Source organism: Psychromicrobium ferritrahens, assembly GCF_043789415.1.
GTDB lineage: Bacteria > Actinomycetota > Actinomycetes > Actinomycetales > Micrococcaceae > Renibacterium.
Genome location: NZ_JBDLLW010000002.1, coordinates 1 through 19,044, shown reverse-complemented (window position 1 = coordinate 19,044; position 19,044 = coordinate 1). Strand labels below are relative to the sequence as shown.

Annotated in this window: 9 protein-coding genes; 6 read left to right on the top strand and 3 right to left on the bottom strand. The window is 57.8% G+C overall.

Annotated features, from left to right (window positions below):
* Nucleotides 1–2: 2 nt before the first annotated feature.
* Both pepN and ABDK06_RS09785 read right to left on the bottom strand, forming a co-directional pair.
* A complete protein-coding gene (pepN, locus tag ABDK06_RS09790) occupies nt 3–2,633 on the bottom strand; it encodes an aminopeptidase N (protein WP_394940843.1) in 2,631 nt (876 codons plus the stop codon).
* 75 nt (nt 2,634–2,708) lie between these two features.
* Entirely contained in the window at nt 2,709–3,716 is a 1,008-nt protein-coding gene (locus tag ABDK06_RS09785; RefSeq protein WP_394940842.1) for a YeiH family protein, read from the bottom strand.
* A 153-nt stretch (nt 3,717–3,869) separates the two neighbouring features.
* On the opposite strand from ABDK06_RS09785, the gene ABDK06_RS09780 reads away from it, so the two are divergent.
* The 4 genes from ABDK06_RS09780 to ABDK06_RS09765 all read left to right on the top strand — a co-directional run bounded on the left by ABDK06_RS09780 (nt 3,870) and on the right by ABDK06_RS09765 (nt 8,755).
* Nucleotides 3,870–5,219, top strand: coding sequence for an ATP-grasp domain-containing protein (locus ABDK06_RS09780; RefSeq protein ID WP_394940841.1), 1,350 nt, complete (start codon nt 3,870–3,872; stop codon nt 5,217–5,219).
* 163 nt (nt 5,220–5,382) lie between these two features.
* On the top strand, nt 5,383–6,933 hold the full coding sequence (locus ABDK06_RS09775; protein WP_394940840.1) for a circularly permuted type 2 ATP-grasp protein: 1,551 nt from the start codon (nt 5,383–5,385) through the stop codon (nt 6,931–6,933).
* A 47-nt stretch (nt 6,934–6,980) separates the two neighbouring features.
* Nucleotides 6,981–7,907, top strand: a complete 927-nt coding sequence (locus ABDK06_RS09770; RefSeq protein ID WP_394940839.1) for an alpha-E domain-containing protein — start codon at nt 6,981–6,983, stop codon at nt 7,905–7,907.
* Nucleotides 7,904–8,755 (top strand): transglutaminase family protein, encoded by an 852-nt coding sequence (locus ABDK06_RS09765; protein WP_394940838.1) that lies wholly within the window; start codon nt 7,904–7,906, stop codon nt 8,753–8,755. Before ABDK06_RS09770 ends, ABDK06_RS09765 begins: the two co-directional genes overlap by 4 nt.
* 91 nt (nt 8,756–8,846) lie before the next feature.
* Here ABDK06_RS09765 and ABDK06_RS09760 read toward each other — a convergent pair whose 3' ends face one another.
* Nucleotides 8,847–10,271, bottom strand: a complete 1,425-nt coding sequence (locus ABDK06_RS09760; protein ID WP_394940837.1) for a hypothetical protein — start codon at nt 10,269–10,271, stop codon at nt 8,847–8,849.
* 357 nt (nt 10,272–10,628) lie between these two features.
* Between ABDK06_RS09760 and ABDK06_RS09755 the strand changes: the two genes are divergently transcribed.
* Entirely contained in the window at nt 10,629–13,460 is a 2,832-nt protein-coding gene (locus ABDK06_RS09755) for a LamG-like jellyroll fold domain-containing protein (protein WP_394940836.1), read from the top strand.
* Between the two features lie 611 nt (nt 13,461–14,071).
* On the top strand, nt 14,072–19,044 hold a 4,973-nt coding region (locus ABDK06_RS09750; protein ID WP_394940835.1), incomplete at its 3' end, for an RHS repeat-associated core domain-containing protein.

The window sequence follows — 19,044 nt, the reverse complement described above, 5'->3', positions numbered from 1 at the left end:
CGTCACCCAGCTAACTGCGCCCTCAAAGATCGCTTGAGATGATCCAACTCTTCAATGACTAAACGCCGCAGCGCGGCCGGAGCCTGAGGATGCTCCTCGAGCCAGCGATTGGCCAGTACCACCACGGATTGCTCCTCAAGCGGTAGCCCAGGCTGAGCATCCTGGTCTGGAAAGAGTCCTTTGACAATCCGACTGGAAATCTCAATGCTCCGGGAAGCCCAGATTTCCTCTAAAACCTCGAAGTACTTTGTGCGGTAGGGCAGATGAAGTTCTTCAGAGCCGAGACCAAACCCTGAAATGGTGGCGCTGAGCAATTCATTGGACAGTTCATTGATCTCCACAGCTGCCTGCCACGCCGTCGCCTTGACCTCGGCTACCGGGCGCGCTGCCATCGCATTGGTAAAGCCGACCCGGCCGCGAGAACTGGAATCAGTAGCCAGCTCACTCTCCAGTTCGGCCTCGCCCGCCAAGCCATTGGCGCTTAGCGCACGCCAGACTTGCCAACGAGGCTCCGAATCCATCACCAAGCCCTCAGGACCTTGGCCCAGCAAGAGAGCGTGTAGCAATTCTGCCTGATCTGCGGAGGCCCGGGAAAGCGCGGCTAACGAACGGAACCAGGCTAGCTGCAGGCCAGAACCAGGGTTGGATTGCAGCAATTGCTGAGCGACGGTTTGCAGTAGATTGTGACGCAACTGAGCGCGTTGTGTCGCCGGAGCGAAGCTTTCGACGGCGGTCCTCACATTCTCCAAAAGAACTGTCAGTACGCCATCCTCAGTTTCTAACGGAGCAAATCTGCGCACTGCGGCAATGTACTCGGTTGCTGGTAGCAAGGCATCGCGGGTCATATTCCATAGGGCCGACCAGCACACCGCCCGAGCTAGCGGATCGCTGAGCCGATCAAGAGAAGTGAGCACGGTTTGCAGGGACTTCTGGTCGAATCTTATTTTGGCGTAGCTCAGGTCCTCGTCGTTGAGCAGCAGCAGATCGGGCTGCGGCTCGCCGTTCAACTCATCGACAGCGGTGACTTCGCCGGACACTTTGACAGCTAACGAACGGGTTCGTCGCAATTCGCCAGAGACGGCGTCAAAGGAGTACAGCCCGAGGTTCAGCAGATGCGGTCTATTAACGCTCAATCCGGTAATTGGGTCCAGAGCCTGCTGTGTGATGCGGACGTTCTGGTAGCTGCCGTTATTTGCTAAAACCTCGGTGCTCAGCGTTGAGATACCAGAGGTCTGCAACCATTGGGCAGCCCAGTCGTCCATCTCTTGACCGGAAGCTGCGCTGAGTTCTGAGAGTAGGTCGCCCAGAGCTGTGTTTCCGAAAGCGTGTTTGCGGAAATACTGCCGGGCCGCTGCAAAAAAGGTTTCCGAACCAGCGAAAGCCACTAGCTGTTTCACAACAGAAGCACCCTTGGCGTAGGTGATGCCGTCGAAGTTCTGCTTAGCCGCCTCCAGATCCACAATATCGGCGACAATCGGATGAGTGGTGGGCAACTGATCTTGCCGGTAGGCCCAGGCTTTTCGATTGTTTGCGAAGCTCACCCAGGAAGATTTGCCCCAGGAAGTCACTTCCGCAACGGTGAGCGTACCCATGAAGTCGGCGAAAGACTCTTTGAGCCATAGATCGTCCCACCATCGCATGGTTACCAAATCGCCGAACCACATATGTGCCATCTCGTGAAAAAGCACATTGGCTCGCTGCTGATACTGCATATCAGTGGCTTTGGACGTGAAGACATAAGCATCGGTGAAGGTCACCAGGCCTGGGTTTTCCATCGCACCCAGGTTGTACTCGGGCACAAAGGCCTGATCGTACTTTCCGAAGGGGTACGGGAAATCGAATTTATCGTGCAGGAAATCCAGGCCCTTACCGGTCAATTCGAAGATGGTCCCGGCGTCGAAGGACGTCGCGACCGAGGCCCGGCAGTAGGCACCCAGCGGAATGGTCAGCGATTTCGCGCCGTGCTCGCCGTCCGACACCGTGCCGGTCCAGGAGGAAGTGAAATGTGCGTACTCACCCGCCAGCACGCAAGTGATGTAGGTGGAGATGGGCTGGGTTTGCGCGAAACTCCATTTGCTCAGCTCGGGGGAACTGCTGAGCGGCTGAACAGAGGTCTGGGCACCGTTGGAGGCCACCTGCCAATGCGAAGGCGCAATCACTTCGAAGGTATAACGGCCCTTAAGGTCTGGTTGCTCGAAGTTGGCAAAGACCCGGCGGGCATCGGCGGGCTCGTATTGGGTATAGAGATACACCTTGCCATCGGCCGGATCGACAAATCGATGAAGCCCCTCACCAGAGCGTGAGTATTCGCCGGTCGCGGTGATGATTACCTGATTCTCGGCGGCCAATTCGGGCAGGGTGATCCTGGCCCCTTGGTAGAGCTCCTCGGCGGGCAGATCGCGACCGTTGAGATTGACCCTCTGCACTGAACGGCCGACGAAGTCCGCGAAAGTGCTGGAACCAGGTTCAGCACTGAACGTGATGATGCTCTGAGTGGTGAAGCCGTTCTCAGGCCGGTCAATGGCTGTTCTCAGGTCCAATGCGACGTGATAATCATGCACCGTGATCAGCCGGGCACGCTCGGCAGCTTCGGCGCGGCTCAGATTCAGGTCAGCTGAAGTGGTAGAAGGCACCAGACAATTCAATCATGTGACCACGGCAATGCCATGATCAGCTCAACCAAGAATGGATCAGAACGGGCCAACGCCTCAGGCGTCCATCACGTGCACGGCCAAGAGGGCGAGAGCTCCGATCAGCACCCAGGACAGCAAGGCCATCGTCACGGCACGCCAGCCGGTGCCCAATAACTCGCGTACTCGTACCGCTGAACCCAGGCCGAAAAGCGCGGCGCCAAGCAGCAGATCCTGAAGGACCGAACCGGCGTCCAGCATCGGATCGGTGAGCCAACCGGTGCTCCGCAAAACCATCATGAGCAGAAAGCCCAGCACGAAGAGCGGGACAATCGGTGGCAGTTTGGCCCCTTTGGGACGCTTTCTGCGCTCCACCAGGGCGGCGAGAGCAACCATCGGGGCGAGCAGGATAACGCGGGTCAACTTGATCAGTACCGCCGCGGCGAGCGCCGCAGCACCCGCGGTCTGCGCGGTGGCGACCACCTGTCCGACGTCGTGCACGGAAGCTCCGGTCCACTGACCGAATTCCAGAGGAGTCAGGCCGAGCGGCGCGCTCAGCAAGGGCAATACGCCGATCGCCAGGGTGCCGCACAAAGTCACCAAGGCCACCGGTAGCACGGTGTCTTTATGCGATGTGCCGCGGACCGAACTCATCGCACCGATCGCAGAGGCACCGCAAATGGAGAATCCACTCGCAATCAGCACCGGTGCGTCTCCCGGCAACTTGAAGGCTTTGCCGAGCAGCCAGGTCCCACAGAAGCTCAGCAGGACCACCCCGACTATCAATCCCGCAGTCCGCCAGCCCAGGCCGAGCAGATCTCCCAGTGCGAGTTTGAGACCCAACAACACGATGCCCGCGCGCATGAAGTGCTTAGCAGCAGCGTTCAATCCGGGGCGCAGAACGTTCGCTATCGGCTCTGCACTGCCAGGCAGGTTCGCCGCCAGAATACCCAGGACGACGGCGATCGTCATGGCCGGAAGCGCCGGTAGGGCCAGGTGAATGCAGAGTGCCAGGGCCACCGCAACGATGCTGGCCAACAGCCCCGGTGCTAGAGGACGCAGCGCGGAAAAGGGAGAGGCAGGCACACTTACACCCTAACTTCCACGACGGAAGGACTGACATCTGGCGTCGCAGTAGTGGCCTGACTGAGGTTTGATTGAAGGTAACATATGTTTGCCAATTGCTCATGCTGTGGCTGTCATCACAGATTCTCGCGGCGGCGAGCACGAAAGGGAGAAATGAAGAAGATCCTGTACCTGTACGTCAAGGGTGGGGCCCCGCTGGAGCATGTTTTCCCGCGTATCGCGAGCTGCGGTGAGCTGCACGTGCTCGCGCTGATGCCGCTGCCGGAAGCGGCAAGGGAGGAATGGGAATCGGCCTGCGCCAATATCACCGTGCTGGATACCGCCGAGCGCGGCGAGGCGCTGGTTGCTACCGTGGCGGCCTATGCGAAGGAACTCGGTGCGGACGCCATTGTCACGATGTCCGAATTCGCGGTGCTCCTGGTGGAGAAAGTCGCCGAGCGACTGGGCCTGAGAGGTGCCGGTCCCGGCCTGGTCAAAGCCCGTGACAAACGGCTAATGCGTGAGGCCTGGGCCGAGGCCGGGGTTCCGATTCCACGATTCCGTCGTGTTGATTCCGAACAGGATCTGGCCGCTGCAGTCGCTGAACTCACCCCGCCGCTCTTGCTCAAGCCGGCTTGGGGCGCTGGCTCGGTCGCTCAGTTGGTGCTGAACACCGCAGAGGAGGTGGCACCCGCCTGGCAGGAAGTGGCGGAAGCCCTCGCGTTGGGCAGCGAGGCCGGGATGAACGAGTTGTATGCCCCGGATACCGATCAGGACTTACTGGTCGAGGAGATCCTGAGCGGATCCACCGAAGGATGGTACGAGGAGCCAGGATATGGCGACTACATCAGTATCGAAGGCATTGTGGCCAATGGGGTCTACCACCCCTTGTGCATCACCGGAAAGCTGCCAGTAGTGCCGCCCTTCACTGAGGTCGCTAGCACCATGCCGAGCACTCTGCCGGTGCCGGTGCAGCGCCATCTTGAAGAGATCTCCCGCCGTGCCGTCGATGCACTGGGGTTGGATACCTGTGGCACCCATACCGAGATCAAGCTCGGCCCGGACGGCTCGGCCGCGATCATCGAGACCGGTGCACGGTTCGCCGGGCTGATGGTGACCAAGCAGATCGAAGAGGTCTACGGCATCGATCCGATTTCCATGTTGGTGCGCGAACTGCTCGGCGAAGCGGTCGAGTATCCGGACGTCATGTTGGTCGAAGGGCAGCGGGCTGCTGCTTCGCTCGCGGTCATCCCGACCGATGCCAGCGGTGAGCCGTGGCAGAGCACCCCGCGTTGGCGTTCGGCTGAGGTGGACTGGTCTGCGCTGCTTTCCTCGGGTACCTCCGTGGAGCAGGTCAAAGCTTTCGCGATGCCTGAGGACACTTCGGTGCCGGAATACGATCCCTCCGGCGGCTCCCGTAACTGGCTGGGCGTGTTCTTCGTGATGGCACAGGATGCCGAGACCCTGCGTCATGATTGCAATGCGGTGCTGAATGGCCTGGAGGCTGCACTGCCGGCGTCCTGATCGCTGCGCTTCGGCGGGCGGGGAGCCAGCACGAGTGCTGGCTCCCCGCCCGCCGTTCCGTTAGTTCGCTCTCGGATGAGGTGCGGCGGCTAAACCAACGACAAATACATAAGGTTTGGTGTCGCATAGTGTATTCGGCGGAAAAAGGTGGCAAGGTAATCCCATGTCTGAGCTTTTCAAGGAATACGACACGGCGATCGATCGTACTGGCGCCTATGACGAGATGTTCACCCCGGAGCTTCAGACGCGCCCCTCATATCACCAGGTGGCCGAGGCGCTCGACGAACTCAACCTGACCGACGTCACGGCTCGCGCCGATTCAATGGCTCGGACCTTCCTGGACCGCGGGGTGACTTTCGACTACGCGGGCGAGGAACGACCCTTCCCTCTCGACTTGGTTCCGCGAGTGATCGCGGCGGATGAGTGGGATGTTCTGGAGCGCGGCGTCGCTCAGCGAGTGCGTACCCTGGAAGCCTTCCTGAATGACGTCTACGACAAGATGAACGTCGTGTCCGACGGCGTGGTACCGCGCGCACTGGTGACCACGAGCGCTCATTTCCACCGCCAGGTCGCGGGCTTCACCCCGGCGGGCGGAGTCCGGGTGCATATCTCCGGTATCGATGTGATCCGTGACCAGCAAGGGACATTCCGGGTGCTTGAGGACAATGTCCGGGTACCCAGCGGGGTCTCTTATGTACTGGAGAATCGGCGAGCGATGGCGAAGGGCCTGCCAGAGGCCTTCGGGCAGCAATTGGTGCGACCGGTGGAGGAGTACCCTCGCCGGCTACTGGCCGCGTTGCGCAAAACTGCGCCGGCCGGCGTCGACCATCCCAATGTCGTGGTGCTCACTCCCGGTGTGTTCAATAGTGCTTATTTCGAGCACACTCTGCTCGCCGGACTGATGGGCGTCGAGCTGGTGGAAGGGCGTGACCTGATCTGCCGCGGCAATCGCGTCTACATGCGCACCACCGCCGGTGAAGAGCGCGTCGATGTGATCTATAAACGTCTCGACGATGAGTTCCTTGATCCGCTGCAGTTCCGCTCGGATTCAATGATCGGCTGTCCCGGGCTGGTCAATGCAGCAAGGGCCGGCGGGGTGACCATTGCGAACGCGGTGGGCAACGGCGTCGCCGATGACAAGCTGGTCTACAGCTATCTTCCCGACCTGATCAAGTACTACCTGGGCGAGGAACCGATTATCGCCAATGTGGACACCTTCCGCTTGGAAGAGGCCGAAGCGCGGGAGCAAGTGCTGGACCGGCTGGACGAATTAGTGGTCAAGCCGGTGGACGGTTCCGGGGGCAAGGGCCTGGTGATTGGCCCGGATGCCTCGCCCGAGGAATTGGATGCGCTGCGCCGGAGGATCCTGGATGATCCGCGGGGCTGGATCGCCCAGCCGGTACTCCAACTCTCCACGGTGCCGACGCTCTCCGGAGATAAATTCGGCCCGCGCCACGTGGATCTGCGGCCTTTCGCGGTCAATGATGGGGACGATATCTGGGTGCTGCCCGGTGGATTGACGAGGGTCGCACTCAAGGAGGGCTCGCTGATCGTGAACTCCTCGCAAGGCGGCGGCTCGAAAGATACCTGGGTGCTGGCCGGATCGAACACCCAGTCCTACGAGAGAGTGCCGAGGGAGTCCATCAAGCTTCGTGAACGCGTGTCTGTCTGGCCGATTGAATCGAATTGGCAGGACCGGCAGAGTGACCAGTAGAAGACTGACCGGTAAAGCCGATCGTTTGTCAGGCCCAGGAGGAACGAATGCTCAGTAGAATCGCGGAATCGCTGTTCTGGATCGGTCGTTATGTCGAGCGCGCTGACGGCACGGCCCGAATTCTCGATGTGCATCTGGAGCGCCTGAACCATATGCAGGACGATGAGCGGCGCAGCGTCGCCGAGGAATTGCTCGCGGTGATGGGGGCCAAGGTCGAGGACGAGGACTTCGGGCTCAATGAGTTATTGCGCGCGCTCGCCTATGACCGGCAGAGTGCGACGTCGATCGCCGGTTCGCTGGGAGCGGCCCGGGAAAATGCCCGTCGGGCTCGGGAGACGGTGTCCTCGAGTCTCTGGGAGAGCCTGAACACCACGTACTACGGGCTGAACCAGCACCGCAAAGATGTGGTGGGCACGTACCGGTTCTGCAATTGGGTGCTGGAACGCACTGCCATGGTGCGCGGGCTGGCGGATACTACGGTGAGCCACGACGAGTCCTGGCAATTCCTGGTGCTGGGCCGGTCGCTGGAGCGTGCCGATATGACCGCTCGGATGCTCTCCACTCGTGACGTGCTCTCCGGTGGGATCTCCTGGGTCAATATGCTGCGCAGCGCGGGAGCCTATGAGTCGTTCCTGCGCACCCAGCGGGTCTCTTTCAACGATCAGCACGCGGCCGAGTTCTTGCTGTTGGACCGGCTCTTCCCGCGCTCTATCGTCTACGCCTTACGGGATGCCGACGAGTGCTTGGAGACGCTTGATCCCTCGGCACAGCGAGTTGGCTTCATCAACGACGCACGGCGGATCGTCGGGCAGGCCAGGACCTTCCTGGAATTCCACCGTACCGACGATCTGCTGCTGGAACTCCCCGAGCATATGGAGCGTGTGCAGCGCGCAGTGGCTCAGGCCTCGGACGCTATTTCGAGCAAGTACTTTAATCAGGCCGCCGATCTGGCCTGGGTGGGAGAGGTTTCATGAGCCGATTGCGCATCGTGCACAGCACGGGGTACAGCTACAACAAACGAGTCACGCTCTCCTATAACGAGGCCCGGATGACGCCGGTCACCGACCCACATCAGGTGGTGCTGGAATCCTCGGTCAAGCTCTCGCCCAATCATGCCGCGATGAACACCTACCGGGACTACTGGGGGAGCCGGGTTACTGCCTTCGATATGCAGTCATCCCACGATCATCTGGAAGTGACGGCGACCTCCACCGTTGAGGTGCATCGAAGCGAGCGGGTGGCGAACGACGACGAAGTGCTGGACTGGGGAGAGCTGCGTTCAGTGAAGGTCTCGGATGCCTTCAGCGACTGGCTGCCGCAGACCCAGCTGAGCAGCACCGGGGGAGAAGTCGAGGCCTTGGTGCGCGACGCCGTCGCCGGACTCGACCCGCACCGGGCAGCAGCCACCGTCTTCGAGTGGATGCGCGGCGAGATGGAGTACGTCAAAGGCATCACCGGAGTGCACACCTCGGCTGAGGAGGCCTGGCTGGAACGTAAGGGAGTCTGCCAGGACCTGGCTCACGTCGGAATCGGCGCTCTGCGCGCCCTGGGTATTCCGGCCCGCTATGTCTCCGGTTATATTCACCCCAAGGCCGACGCCGAGATGGGCGAGGTCGTTTCGGGGCAGTCGCATGCCTGGCTGGAGTGGTGGGACGGGGCCTGGCGCTCCTGGGATCCGACCAACCACAAGCCGGCCGGTGATCTGCACGTCTCGGTGGCCCGAGGCCGGGACTACCGGGACGTTCCGCCGCTGAAGGGAATTCTCTCCGGAGGCGGCGGTTCCGCGCTCAAGGTGACCGTGGAGATCACCCAGCTGGTGTAGCCGACCTTTGCATCGAGTGTGCAGATCTGCATGTTTTGACGGTGTTTTAAGGTGCAGATCTGCACACTCGAAGGTTTAGCGTTGGGGTTGACTAGGCCTGCGGCGCTTTGCGACGTCGGGAGAACAGTACCGCTGCTGCTCCGGCGGCGATGAGCAGTAGACCGATCCCGGCTGGGGCCGCGTTGCTCCCCGAGTTAGCAAGTTCCTCGGTGTTGCTGGCTGGGATGAGGGCATTCGGAGTGCTTGTGGCGTTTGCTGTGACCGTGAGTGCAAGATCCAGATGATCATTTCCGAGAGCTCCGGGTGGTGCTGCAACAGCACCGCTTGACGGTACCCATTTGAGCCAGGTGAGACCGATTTGGTGAGTACCAGGAGTAACACCTGCGCGTTTCAGCAAGAAACTCAGGTTTCGGTGAGCATCAACGGTATAGACCTGTGGGTCTTTTCCGTCGAAAGTCACGGTGATCTTCGCCCCGACCGGGAAATAGGTCCCGGTGACTGTGGTTCCCTGTTGTGCCAAGGCATCGGCGGACATGGTTTTCGGAGACAGGGTTGCGCCAAAGCTGGGAGTCACGGTTAGCGTGGCTGATGTAGACAGGTCCCCGCTGGCGAAGATGAGATTCAGCGGGAGAGGGGTCGTTGCAGGGCGAGCCTCATACTTGAAAAGATAAGAAATCCTTCCCTGAGCATCCGATTGAGCGGTTCCCAGATCGTCTCCGACATGGTCAAGAATGATATTCACCGGCCGGTTTGCCGGGAAGCCAGTGCCAGTAATGCGAGTCCCAGTGAAGTATAGTTCCGAAGCAGAAATTGATGGGGAACTCAGCGTGACCTTAGGTGCTGCAGGAAGTGACCCTGGAGTTATAGTGAGAGTTTGAGCGAGGGAGATCCTATGAACCGGCGTGCTCAAGACGAGTTGGTGTACACCAGCTGGTACTTGTGATGAGGTGATGTAGCCGGAAATTTTTCCTTCGTCATCGGAAAAGAGCCCGCTAGCTCCGACTCCGTCAATATCAGCCGAGATGAAGTTGTTGGGCGGGAAATTCGATCCCTCCACGAGTACACCTGTAGAGGCGAGTTCAGGGACGCTCAAGGTATCCGGAGTAACAGTAAAAGATGCTTCCGCTGTCACTCTGATGGAGGTGCTGGCTTGCACGCCATCGATCACGGCGGTCAACTGGTAAGTGCCGGGTGCGACACCCGGCTCGGCTACACCTTGGTTGAATCTGCCATCGCTGTCAGTGCTCACTGAAATAGCTGTACCGCCTTCGAAGGTCAGTGTGCCATTTTTGTTTGCGGGAAAATTAAGGCCGGAGACCAAGACACCGTTGTTCTCCAACCAGCTGCTGGTGACAATATCTGTTTCCAACTCAAAGCTAGGAGCTGCTTTGGGGGTGGCAGCTATTGCATTGGTTGCCGTCGTGTTGGCGGATATCGGTGTGATTGCTTGTGCCGGTATCGCTAGGCTGCTGATTAACAGCGGAACAGCGAGTAGCGCTGCCGGAATGGTTCTCATCAGGGACCTGGATCGACGATTCGTCTTCAAAGGTCAACCTCCTCATACAAGTGTTGGACTGCCAGTTCTCGCTGTGGACAGTGGGTGCAAAGCTAAAAATAAGTTACCGCACAGCTGAAGCTGTTAAAGACAAGAACCTTCAGAGGATCGAAAACTTCCAGCTGCTTCCAATAAAACTTCCAATGATCCGGTTCTTTCCTTGGTGAGTTTGGTGCCATGATTAATTCGTTCGGTTTCCTGTGCGGATTCATAGCTAGTGGTTCGTTATGTCGGGACTGGGTTGTACGTTCTGTTTTGCTGGGTTCTAGAGTCTTTCGAGCACCCGTCTCAAGCTAGTTTTCTTTCCCTGGGGGATTTGTGCGTCTTCTTCGTGCTTCTGTTGTTGTTCCGGTGGTTGCCGGTGCGCTTTTTCTATCAGCTTTGACGGTGACCCCAGCTTTAGCTGAGAACCCGCCTGGCCCAGCTGCTCCGCTGAGCGAGGCTGCGGCTTCGGCGCAGGCTAGGACTACGGGTGCGGATGTGGTTGCCGGTGAGTCGACGACGGCGACGGAACTGACTGTGGCGCATCCTGATGGGACGTTGACGACTACCTTCGATAACGAGCCAGTGCGAATGAAAACCGGGACGCAGGATGGTTGGACTGATATTTCTGCTGATTTGATCATGAAGACGGTCAATGGTGAAGAGGTCTTAGCGCCTAGGGCGGTGCCAGCGGAGATTACGTTGGGTAATGGTGGCACTGATCATATGTCGTTGGTGAGCGATAAAGAAGGCCACACTATTGAGCAATCATGGCCCTTTGGTGCGCTGCCGGTTCCTACAGTGTCGGGAAATATTGCTACCTATGGGCAGGTGTTGCCTGGTGTTGATTTGGTGCAGGTTGCGGGTAAAACCGGGGTGTCTCAGGTTTTGAAGATTTATACGCCTGAGGCTGCTAAGGATCCGCGGGTGGTTGATATGCGGGTTTATTTGGATTCGCATAATGCGGCTATTGCTAGCGATGGACAGGGCGGTTTGAAAGCTACCGGTACTGACAGCGGTCAAGTGGAATTGTCGAGTTCACAGGGTTTGTGGTGGGATTCGAAGGATCCTTCTGCGTCAGTTTTAGATGCTGGGGAGAAAGCTTTGCCTCGTCCGTTCAGCCTGAGCGTCTCGACGGAAAATGGTCAGCAGGTGCAGCACTTTGATATGGCGTCAATTCTTAGTACTGAGGAACTCACGTATCCGTTGTATGTGGATCCTGACTGGACGGTTGAGCGGAACGGGTTCATCTATGTGGATTCGGGGTATCCGACGTCGAGTTATTGGAATGGTGCTTTGACGATTGATGGCACAATGCATGTGGGGTATTTATCGGCTGCGGAGCCTAAAGGCGATCGTAAGAATCACGTGACGCGGGCTTTTTATCAATTCAACACATCATCTATCGTTGGTTCAACGATCCTGTCTGCCGTGATGAACACCTCCTTGACTTATTCGTATTCGTGTAACGCGCGGCCTGTTGATGCGTGGATGACAGGTGGTGTCGGGTCGGGCACGAATTGGAACTCTCAGCCCAGTTGGCTTCAAAAGGTTGCTACGGCGAATGTTGCGCATGGCTGGTCGCCGGGGTGCCCGGGGTCGCAGCCGGTGGGTTTTGATATGGCTGCGGTGAAGGCTGGTTTGAAGACTTCGCCGCAATGGACGGTTGGGTTGCGGGCTGCGAATGAGGGGGATTCGTATGGGTGGAAGAAATTCGCTACGACGGCACAGCTGATTGTGACGAAGGATCGGGCTCCGAATATTCCAAAAATGAGCGGAATCACGGGTGGTTCGTGGACAGGTAAGTCGGGCGCCTCACCGTATGTGACTCGTTTCCGTAACCCTATTTTTTATGTAGATGCTAGCGATCCGGATGGAGATACTGGCGGAACGATCAAAGTATGGCTCAGTGTTTTTACTAGTGCTCATGCAGTGGTGTACAGTTCGCCGTCGGGTGTGCAGGTGCCGGGAAGTGGTGGAAAGGTTTCACAGCCGTCACCGATTCTTGCTGATGGGAAGTATCAGATACAGGCACAGTCCAAGGATCAGCAAGGTTTAACGTCAGCGGTGATGATTTTTGATTTCACGGTCGATACCACGGCCCCGAACCCGCCGTTAGTTACTCCCATTACTGCGGGTTTTGATGCTAACCATAATAATCCTGGGGGGATTGTGGGGGAATCGAAGTATGATTTCAAGATTTCTAACCCTGGTAAGTATCCGGCGGATGGTTACGTCTATTCCGTGACCTCGGGTCCGCCGAACTCGGCTTTCCCGACGTCATTTACTTGCGGTTTACGAACAAAAGAGTATGTGGTGGTCTGTCCTGGAACCGCTCCAGCGACGATCACGGTGGCTCCGGTGAGTACAGAGACGACGATCACTGCGTGGACTTTCGATCAGGCAGGAAATGTGGGTCAAACGATCAAGGGTGCTGCTTCTACTTATACCTTTACCGTAGGTGTAGTTGCGCCGATGCCTTCGACGGTGTTGCCAGTCGCTCTCCACGGTGGTGCGAGTTTAGTAGAGGTTGAGACACAGTTGGGGCATCCTGTCGCGTCGAGCTGCCAGGGAGGCCTGCCTGCGGATAGCGATGTTCTGGAAAAGGACAAGGTTTTCCAATTCTCTTCACCGGGAGATTATGCAGACACAGTGAGTGCGGCGGTTGATACGTCGAAGAGCTTCAGCATCTCAGGCTGGTTCTGCGCTGCACAAGCAAATTCCTCTGCTCTTCGTTCTTTGATGACGCAGCAGGCCACCACTGATTCTCCTGGAGCGGGTTTACGCCTTTCGACCGGGGGAATGATCCAGCTAGATACTTTTACGGGGGCTCGCGGTGCCGGGTTGGAATCGGTACAGAATCCGAATAGTTTGCTGGCAAACCGCTGGTACTTCGTTTCCGCAGTTTATGACACCGCGAATCGGCAGTTGAGAATGACGATGACTACTGACGGTCTGACCAGTACTTGGACGATCGCCACGACATCGCCGAATCATTTGGCTTCTGATCCGACGCAACCGGCGATCTTGGGCGCCGGAGGAGCGGATGGTCTCAACCAGTTCGTTGGTCAGTTGTATCACCCCGTTATCACGCAAGGTGTTCTCACCCCTGCTCAGTTCGGTAATGCCCAGAGTTTGTTCAATGGTCAAACAGGAGTTCTCAAATGAGAAATTTGGCTTTTAGCTTTGCTAAGAATCTTTCTACGGCGCATCGATGGATCATCGGAGGCCTGACGGCTGGAGCGCTGATAGCGAGTACAGCTGGCCTGTTCTCTCCGCCGATGGCGGATATGCCATGGAGCGCCGATTCTGTACCTGAGACATCTCCGGTCTCCGTGAAAGATTGGGGTTATCAGTTCCAGCACCTACAGACCGTGAGTTATGAGACCAGTACCGGGGCTAGCATCACTGGTACTGATGCTGCTGTGGTGACTCGTCCGGTAGATTCGTCGAGTGTTGGGGTGGCCGGTTTCATGGGCGGGCTTCGTCCTTTGGCGGGTCCTGCGCCTGCGAACGATAAGGGCGCTGGTGATTTCTCGTCAGTGCCTGGGGTATCTTCTGGTTCGTGGGGTGAGACTGGGCAGACTGGAGGATTTACTTGGGAGTATCCGTTGAAGACGCGGCAGGCACCTGCTGGCCCCAGCCCGTCTTTGGGGTTTTCCTATGATTCCTCCCGGGTCGACGGTCTGACTTCGGCGACGAATAATCAGGCTTCTGTGCTGGGTGATGGTTGGGGGCTTGGTGGGGCTGGGACGATCAGGCAGTCTTTTGCTCCGTGTATGGATCAGGGTGTCACTGGCTCTTATGATCTCTGCGGGTCACCTGCAGGGCAGTCTTTCTCGATCTCTTTCGGCGGTCGTTCTGGGCAGGTGATCAAGGACGCTGGTACGGGGGTTTATAAGCTGCAAAATGATGACAATACCAAGGTTGAGTATCTGACCGCGGCGGGGACAAACGGGACGTATGACGGCGGTTATTGGCGTCTGACTGACACCTCGGGGACCCAGTATTACTTTGGGCTGAATAAGTTGCCGGGCTGGGCCAGCGGTAAGCCGACGACGAATTCGGCGGATACTGTGCCGGTGGGGGCTGCGAAGAATACTCAGCCTTGTTGGAACGCGAGTTTCGCAACGTCTCTGTGCAATCAAGCTTATGCCTGGAATCTGGACTATGTCGTTGATCTGCACGGGAATAGTGAAGCGTTCTATTACGCACAGACGACGAATAACTATAAGTCGCAGGCCGGTAGCGGCGCGTTGAAGTCTTATGTCAGGTCTTCGCAGCTGAGCAAGGTCGATTATGGGATGCGGTCCGGGCGTGAGTTGTTGGACGCTGCTCCTTTGCATGTGGCTTTTGATTACACGGGGCGTTGCACTGGGGTCGATTGCGCTAAGGGCAGTGATATTCCGGCTGGCTTTGCGTGCGCTACGACGGGTACGTGCACGACGTATTCGCCGACGTTTTATTCCGATCAACGGCTGCTCAAAGTGCGTGCAGAGACCCTGGTGGCAGGCGCTTATGTTGGCGCTGATACCTGGAATCTGAAGCATTCCTTTCCTGATCCGGGGGATGGTACGAAGCCAGCATTGTGGCTGGGTTCTGTTGATCATCAAGGCGTGGACCCTAAAGCCGGAACGGTCGGGACTATTTCTGATCCTGCGACAGTGTTTTCGGGTCAGTCGCTGCAGAATCGGGTGTGGGTGGTCGATGGTCTGGCACCGTTGGATCGCTACCGGATCTCAGCTATTAAGACCGTGACGGGTGCGTCGATCGCTGTGACCTATACAGCGGCTGAATGCACAGCATCGAATCTGCCGCCTAGTCCGCAGTCGAATACCAAGCGGTGTTTCCCTCAGTGGTGGGCGCCGACCACGCCGATCGCCCAACCACCTCGAATGGACTACTTCCATATTTACCCGGTGGCTAGTGTTTCGACGGGGCCTGGTCCGGGCGGAGACGGCTCGACGCAGCTGGTCACGAAGTATCAGTACTTAGGGTCTCCTGCGTATAAGTACGCTGGCCCGAAGTATGTTGCGGGCGCGGGGAGTTCGCAACTGACCTGGTCAGTCTTCGCCGGGTACGGGCAGGTCAAAGTAACCACTGGCAACGAGCTTGATGGGAAAAATCCCTACACTGTGACGACGTATTTGCGTGGTCTTGATGGCACCCCTGCTGATACCGGTGGCGGGTTGAAGGACGTTAAAGTCACCGTTTCTAACGGCACGGCCATCGATGACTCGCCCTGGTTAGCCGGAATGGGGGTGGAGACCCAGAACTATATCGGTGGAACGTCAACCATGTTATCGAGCAGCATCAGTTTTCCATGGGCCTCAGCACCTACAGCGACTGGCACGGCAGCAACGAATAGCGCACAGGCGCGTCACGTTGGTACTGGTACTACCTTGACTAAATCTCTTTCGGGCCAGGGCGGCAGCGGCTGGCTCGAGTCTAAAACGACTAATACTTTTGATTCTTACGGACGGCTGATTGCTGCTTCCTCGACAGGGAACACCGCGGTCAGCGGAGATGAGACATGTTCTGTTGAAGGCTTCGCGGACAATATCGCGAAGAACATCCTCAGTCTTAGTGCGGTTGCCTCAACCTTCACGGGGGAATGCTCCAACGGAGCAGGTGCTGGGAATCTGCTGAAGTCCGCTCGCACCCTCTATGATGGCTCGACCTCAGCGATTCCCGGCAGCGCCGGCTACGTCACGCCTAGCTTGGGTGAGGCAAAGCGCTCTGATCAGGCCAAGAGTGTGAGTGGTCAAGCAGCCACGGCTTGGGATTTGGGCGATACCGCAGGATACGATGCGTTGGGCCGTCCGACGTCGTCAACAGATAACAGCACTGGAACTACTCGGACGGAGACGACGAGTTATTCGCCGGCAACTGGTCTTCCCACCAGCGTGACTGCTACCAACACGCTGGGCTGGACTCAGACCACCGTTCTGGACCCGGTGCGCGGCCAGAAACTCAGTGAAACCGATCCCAATAAGAATGCTTCCACTTACCGCTATGACGCGTCAGGGCGTCCTACCGCGATGTGGGATCCGCTGCGCCCCATCGCTAATAACCCGGATCCAACGGTGGCCACCAGCTATAGCATCAGCCAGAGCGCACCGTCGTGGGTCAAGACGACCAAGGTCACTTCGATGAAGATTGTCTCTTATAAGATTTACGATGGTTTGGGCAGGTTGCGGCAGGCCCAGGATCAGTCGCCCGGTGGTGGCACGATTGCCACGGATGCGATGTACAACTCGCTCGGATCGCAACGACTGGTGCGTAATAAGTACTACTACACCTCTGAACCTGACGGTACGTTGAAGGTTCCTACGGCTGCGGTGCCGTCTTCGCTTGAGTACAGCTATGACGGGGCGGGTAGGCCGGCCAAGATCACTTCTCTAAAGTGGGACAATCAGATCTTGTGGTCAACCCAGGCCAGCTATTCCGGTGTGGACACTCTGACCGTTACCGGGCCTGGGAACAGCCAGTCCGCGCAAAGTACGGTCAAAGATATTAACGGCTCGGTGATCAAGCAGTTGCTTTATCATGGGACAACTCCCACAGGCACTCCGGATACCACTAGCTATACCTTTGATCAGTTCAAGCAGATGACCGGAATGAAGGACGCTGCAGGCAATCAGTGGTCTTGGGAATATGATCCGCTGGGGCGTCAGGTCAAAGCGAAGGACCCGGACACGGGAACAAGCACAACGAGCTTCGATAATGCGGGCAGGACTGCTTCGACCACTAACGCGCTCGGCACTGCCACCAGTTATGACTACGATGCTCTGGATCGGGTGACGGCGGTGAAGATCGCCGCGTCAGACGGGGAAGTGAAAACCCTGCTGGCTAAAACCTACGACGGGGAAAAGAAGGGGCAACCCACTTCAACGACCCGATTCAACGGTGCTGGTTTTGACCAAGCGGTCAAGACGAGTTACTCGAACTACAATGCTGCATATCAAGCCAAAACTGTGACTACTGAGTTGCCGGGTGCCTTGGGAACTTTCGCTGGTAGTTACAAAACTCTCAGCTCCTATACCACGACTGGGAAACTCGCGCAGCAGAAGTCTCCGGCGATCGGTGGCATGGCCGAGGAGCTGGTGGGCTTTGGCTATGACGAATGGGATCAGCCAACATCGGTGAGGGATTCCGGACTGAACGTGATTGCTGGTTTCACTGAATACGATCATTACGGCTTCCTGAAGTATTTCCAGCAGCTGGATACTAAAGCTGCTTCCAATGGCCCGGATACTACCGGGGCGACTGAGACGTTCTTCAATTGGGATGCGACCACTGGTCGTTTGGAATCGCAATGGTCGAAGAACACGGTTCGAGGTGTGATCAGTGATTTGGGGAAGACGTCGTATAGCTATGATGAGTCGGGGAAGATCACGGCTCGGGAGAATGCTTTCGCGGCACGTCCGGGTAACCCTAATGATTTCCAGTGCTACAGCTATGACTATGCAGGGCATCTTGGCGCTGTCTGGACGCCGACATCGAAGCAGTGTGATAACGCCCCCTCAACGGGAAGTTCGAGTGTTGCTGGTTTGGGCGGGGTTGCCCCGTATGCACAGGTCTACTCGTATAACCTCTCCGGTGATCGTTCTCAGGTGAAGTTGTTTGATGCTTCTGGTGCTTTGGCGGTGACTGAGGATTATAACTATCCGGCTGCGGGTAGTACTGCTGGTCATGGTGGTGGGCCTCATCAGGTGCAGAGTGTGAAGGGTAGTAGTGCTGCGGGGGAGCAGACGGCGTCGTTTAGTTGGGACGCTGCGGGCCGGATGACTGACCGGGTCGGTCAGAAACTGGACTACACCCTGGATGGGAAGCTCGCGAGCACGAGTGGTGCGAGTGGTTTGCCGTTGAATCCGAACCCGGATAGTTCTGGTGGTACGCCTCCTGGGGCTGCGGATGCTGGTGCTCAGGATGGTTCGCGTTTTTACGACGGTGACGGGAATCTGGTCGGCATTGTCGATGGTAGTGGGACGACGGCGATGGTCGCGGGTATTACTGCTCACGCGACAACCGGTGGGGTGTTGACGGCGACGAAGTCTTATAGTTTTGCTGGTAAGACGGTGGCTCAGCGGACTCTCGTGGGTGGGGTGTCTAAGCTGGTGTTCATTATTGGTGACAGTACGAATACTGCTCAGACGTTGGTGAGTCCCACCGTGGGTACTGGTCCGATTAGTACGGTGACGAGGTTCACTGATCCCTTTGGCTTGGCTCGGGGTAGTAGTCAGGTGGCTGCCGGTAATGGTGGGTTCACTGCCGCGCCGGGTGGAGTGCTGGGTGTTGGTTCTAACGCAGCCAGTCAGGGCGGTTTTGGTGCGGTCAATGGGTACATCGGTGGCCTGGCTGACACCGGATCGGCTCTGACTCACCTGGGTGCGCGTGAGCTGGATCCGGTACTGGGCATTTTCACCAGCCCAGACCCCGTCCTGCATACGGACCGTCCTTCTGGCTTCACACCGTACGGTTACTCCGCTTATGATCCGATTAACTTCTCCGATCCTTCGGGATTGGATTGGTGGGGCGATGTGTGGGGTGGTGTCAGCCAAGTAGCCAATAACGTTGGTAACTGGGTCCATGACAACGCCGGAACGATCGCTAATGTCGCAACAGCTGTGGTTGTCACGGTTGCTGTTGGAACCTTAGCGACAGCCTGTGTGGCCTCTGTTGTTTGTGGAATCGCTGTTGCTGTTGGCGCGGGTGTCGCTGGAGCGATAGCAGGGTATGCCGCTGGAAA

Coding starts and splice junctions, on each gene's coding strand:
- ABDK06_RS09780 (WP_394940841.1), top strand. CDS start 3,870: ATGAAGAAGATCCTGTACCTGTACGTCAAGGGTGGGGCCCCGCTGGAG.
- ABDK06_RS09775 (WP_394940840.1), top strand. CDS start 5,383: ATGTCTGAGCTTTTCAAGGAATACGACACGGCGATCGATCGTACTGGC.
- ABDK06_RS09770 (WP_394940839.1), top strand. CDS start 6,981: ATGCTCAGTAGAATCGCGGAATCGCTGTTCTGGATCGGTCGTTATGTC.
- ABDK06_RS09765 (WP_394940838.1), top strand. CDS start 7,904: ATGAGCCGATTGCGCATCGTGCACAGCACGGGGTACAGCTACAACAAA.
- ABDK06_RS09760 (WP_394940837.1), bottom strand. CDS start 10,271: ATGAGAACCATTCCGGCAGCGCTACTCGCTGTTCCGCTGTTAATCAGC.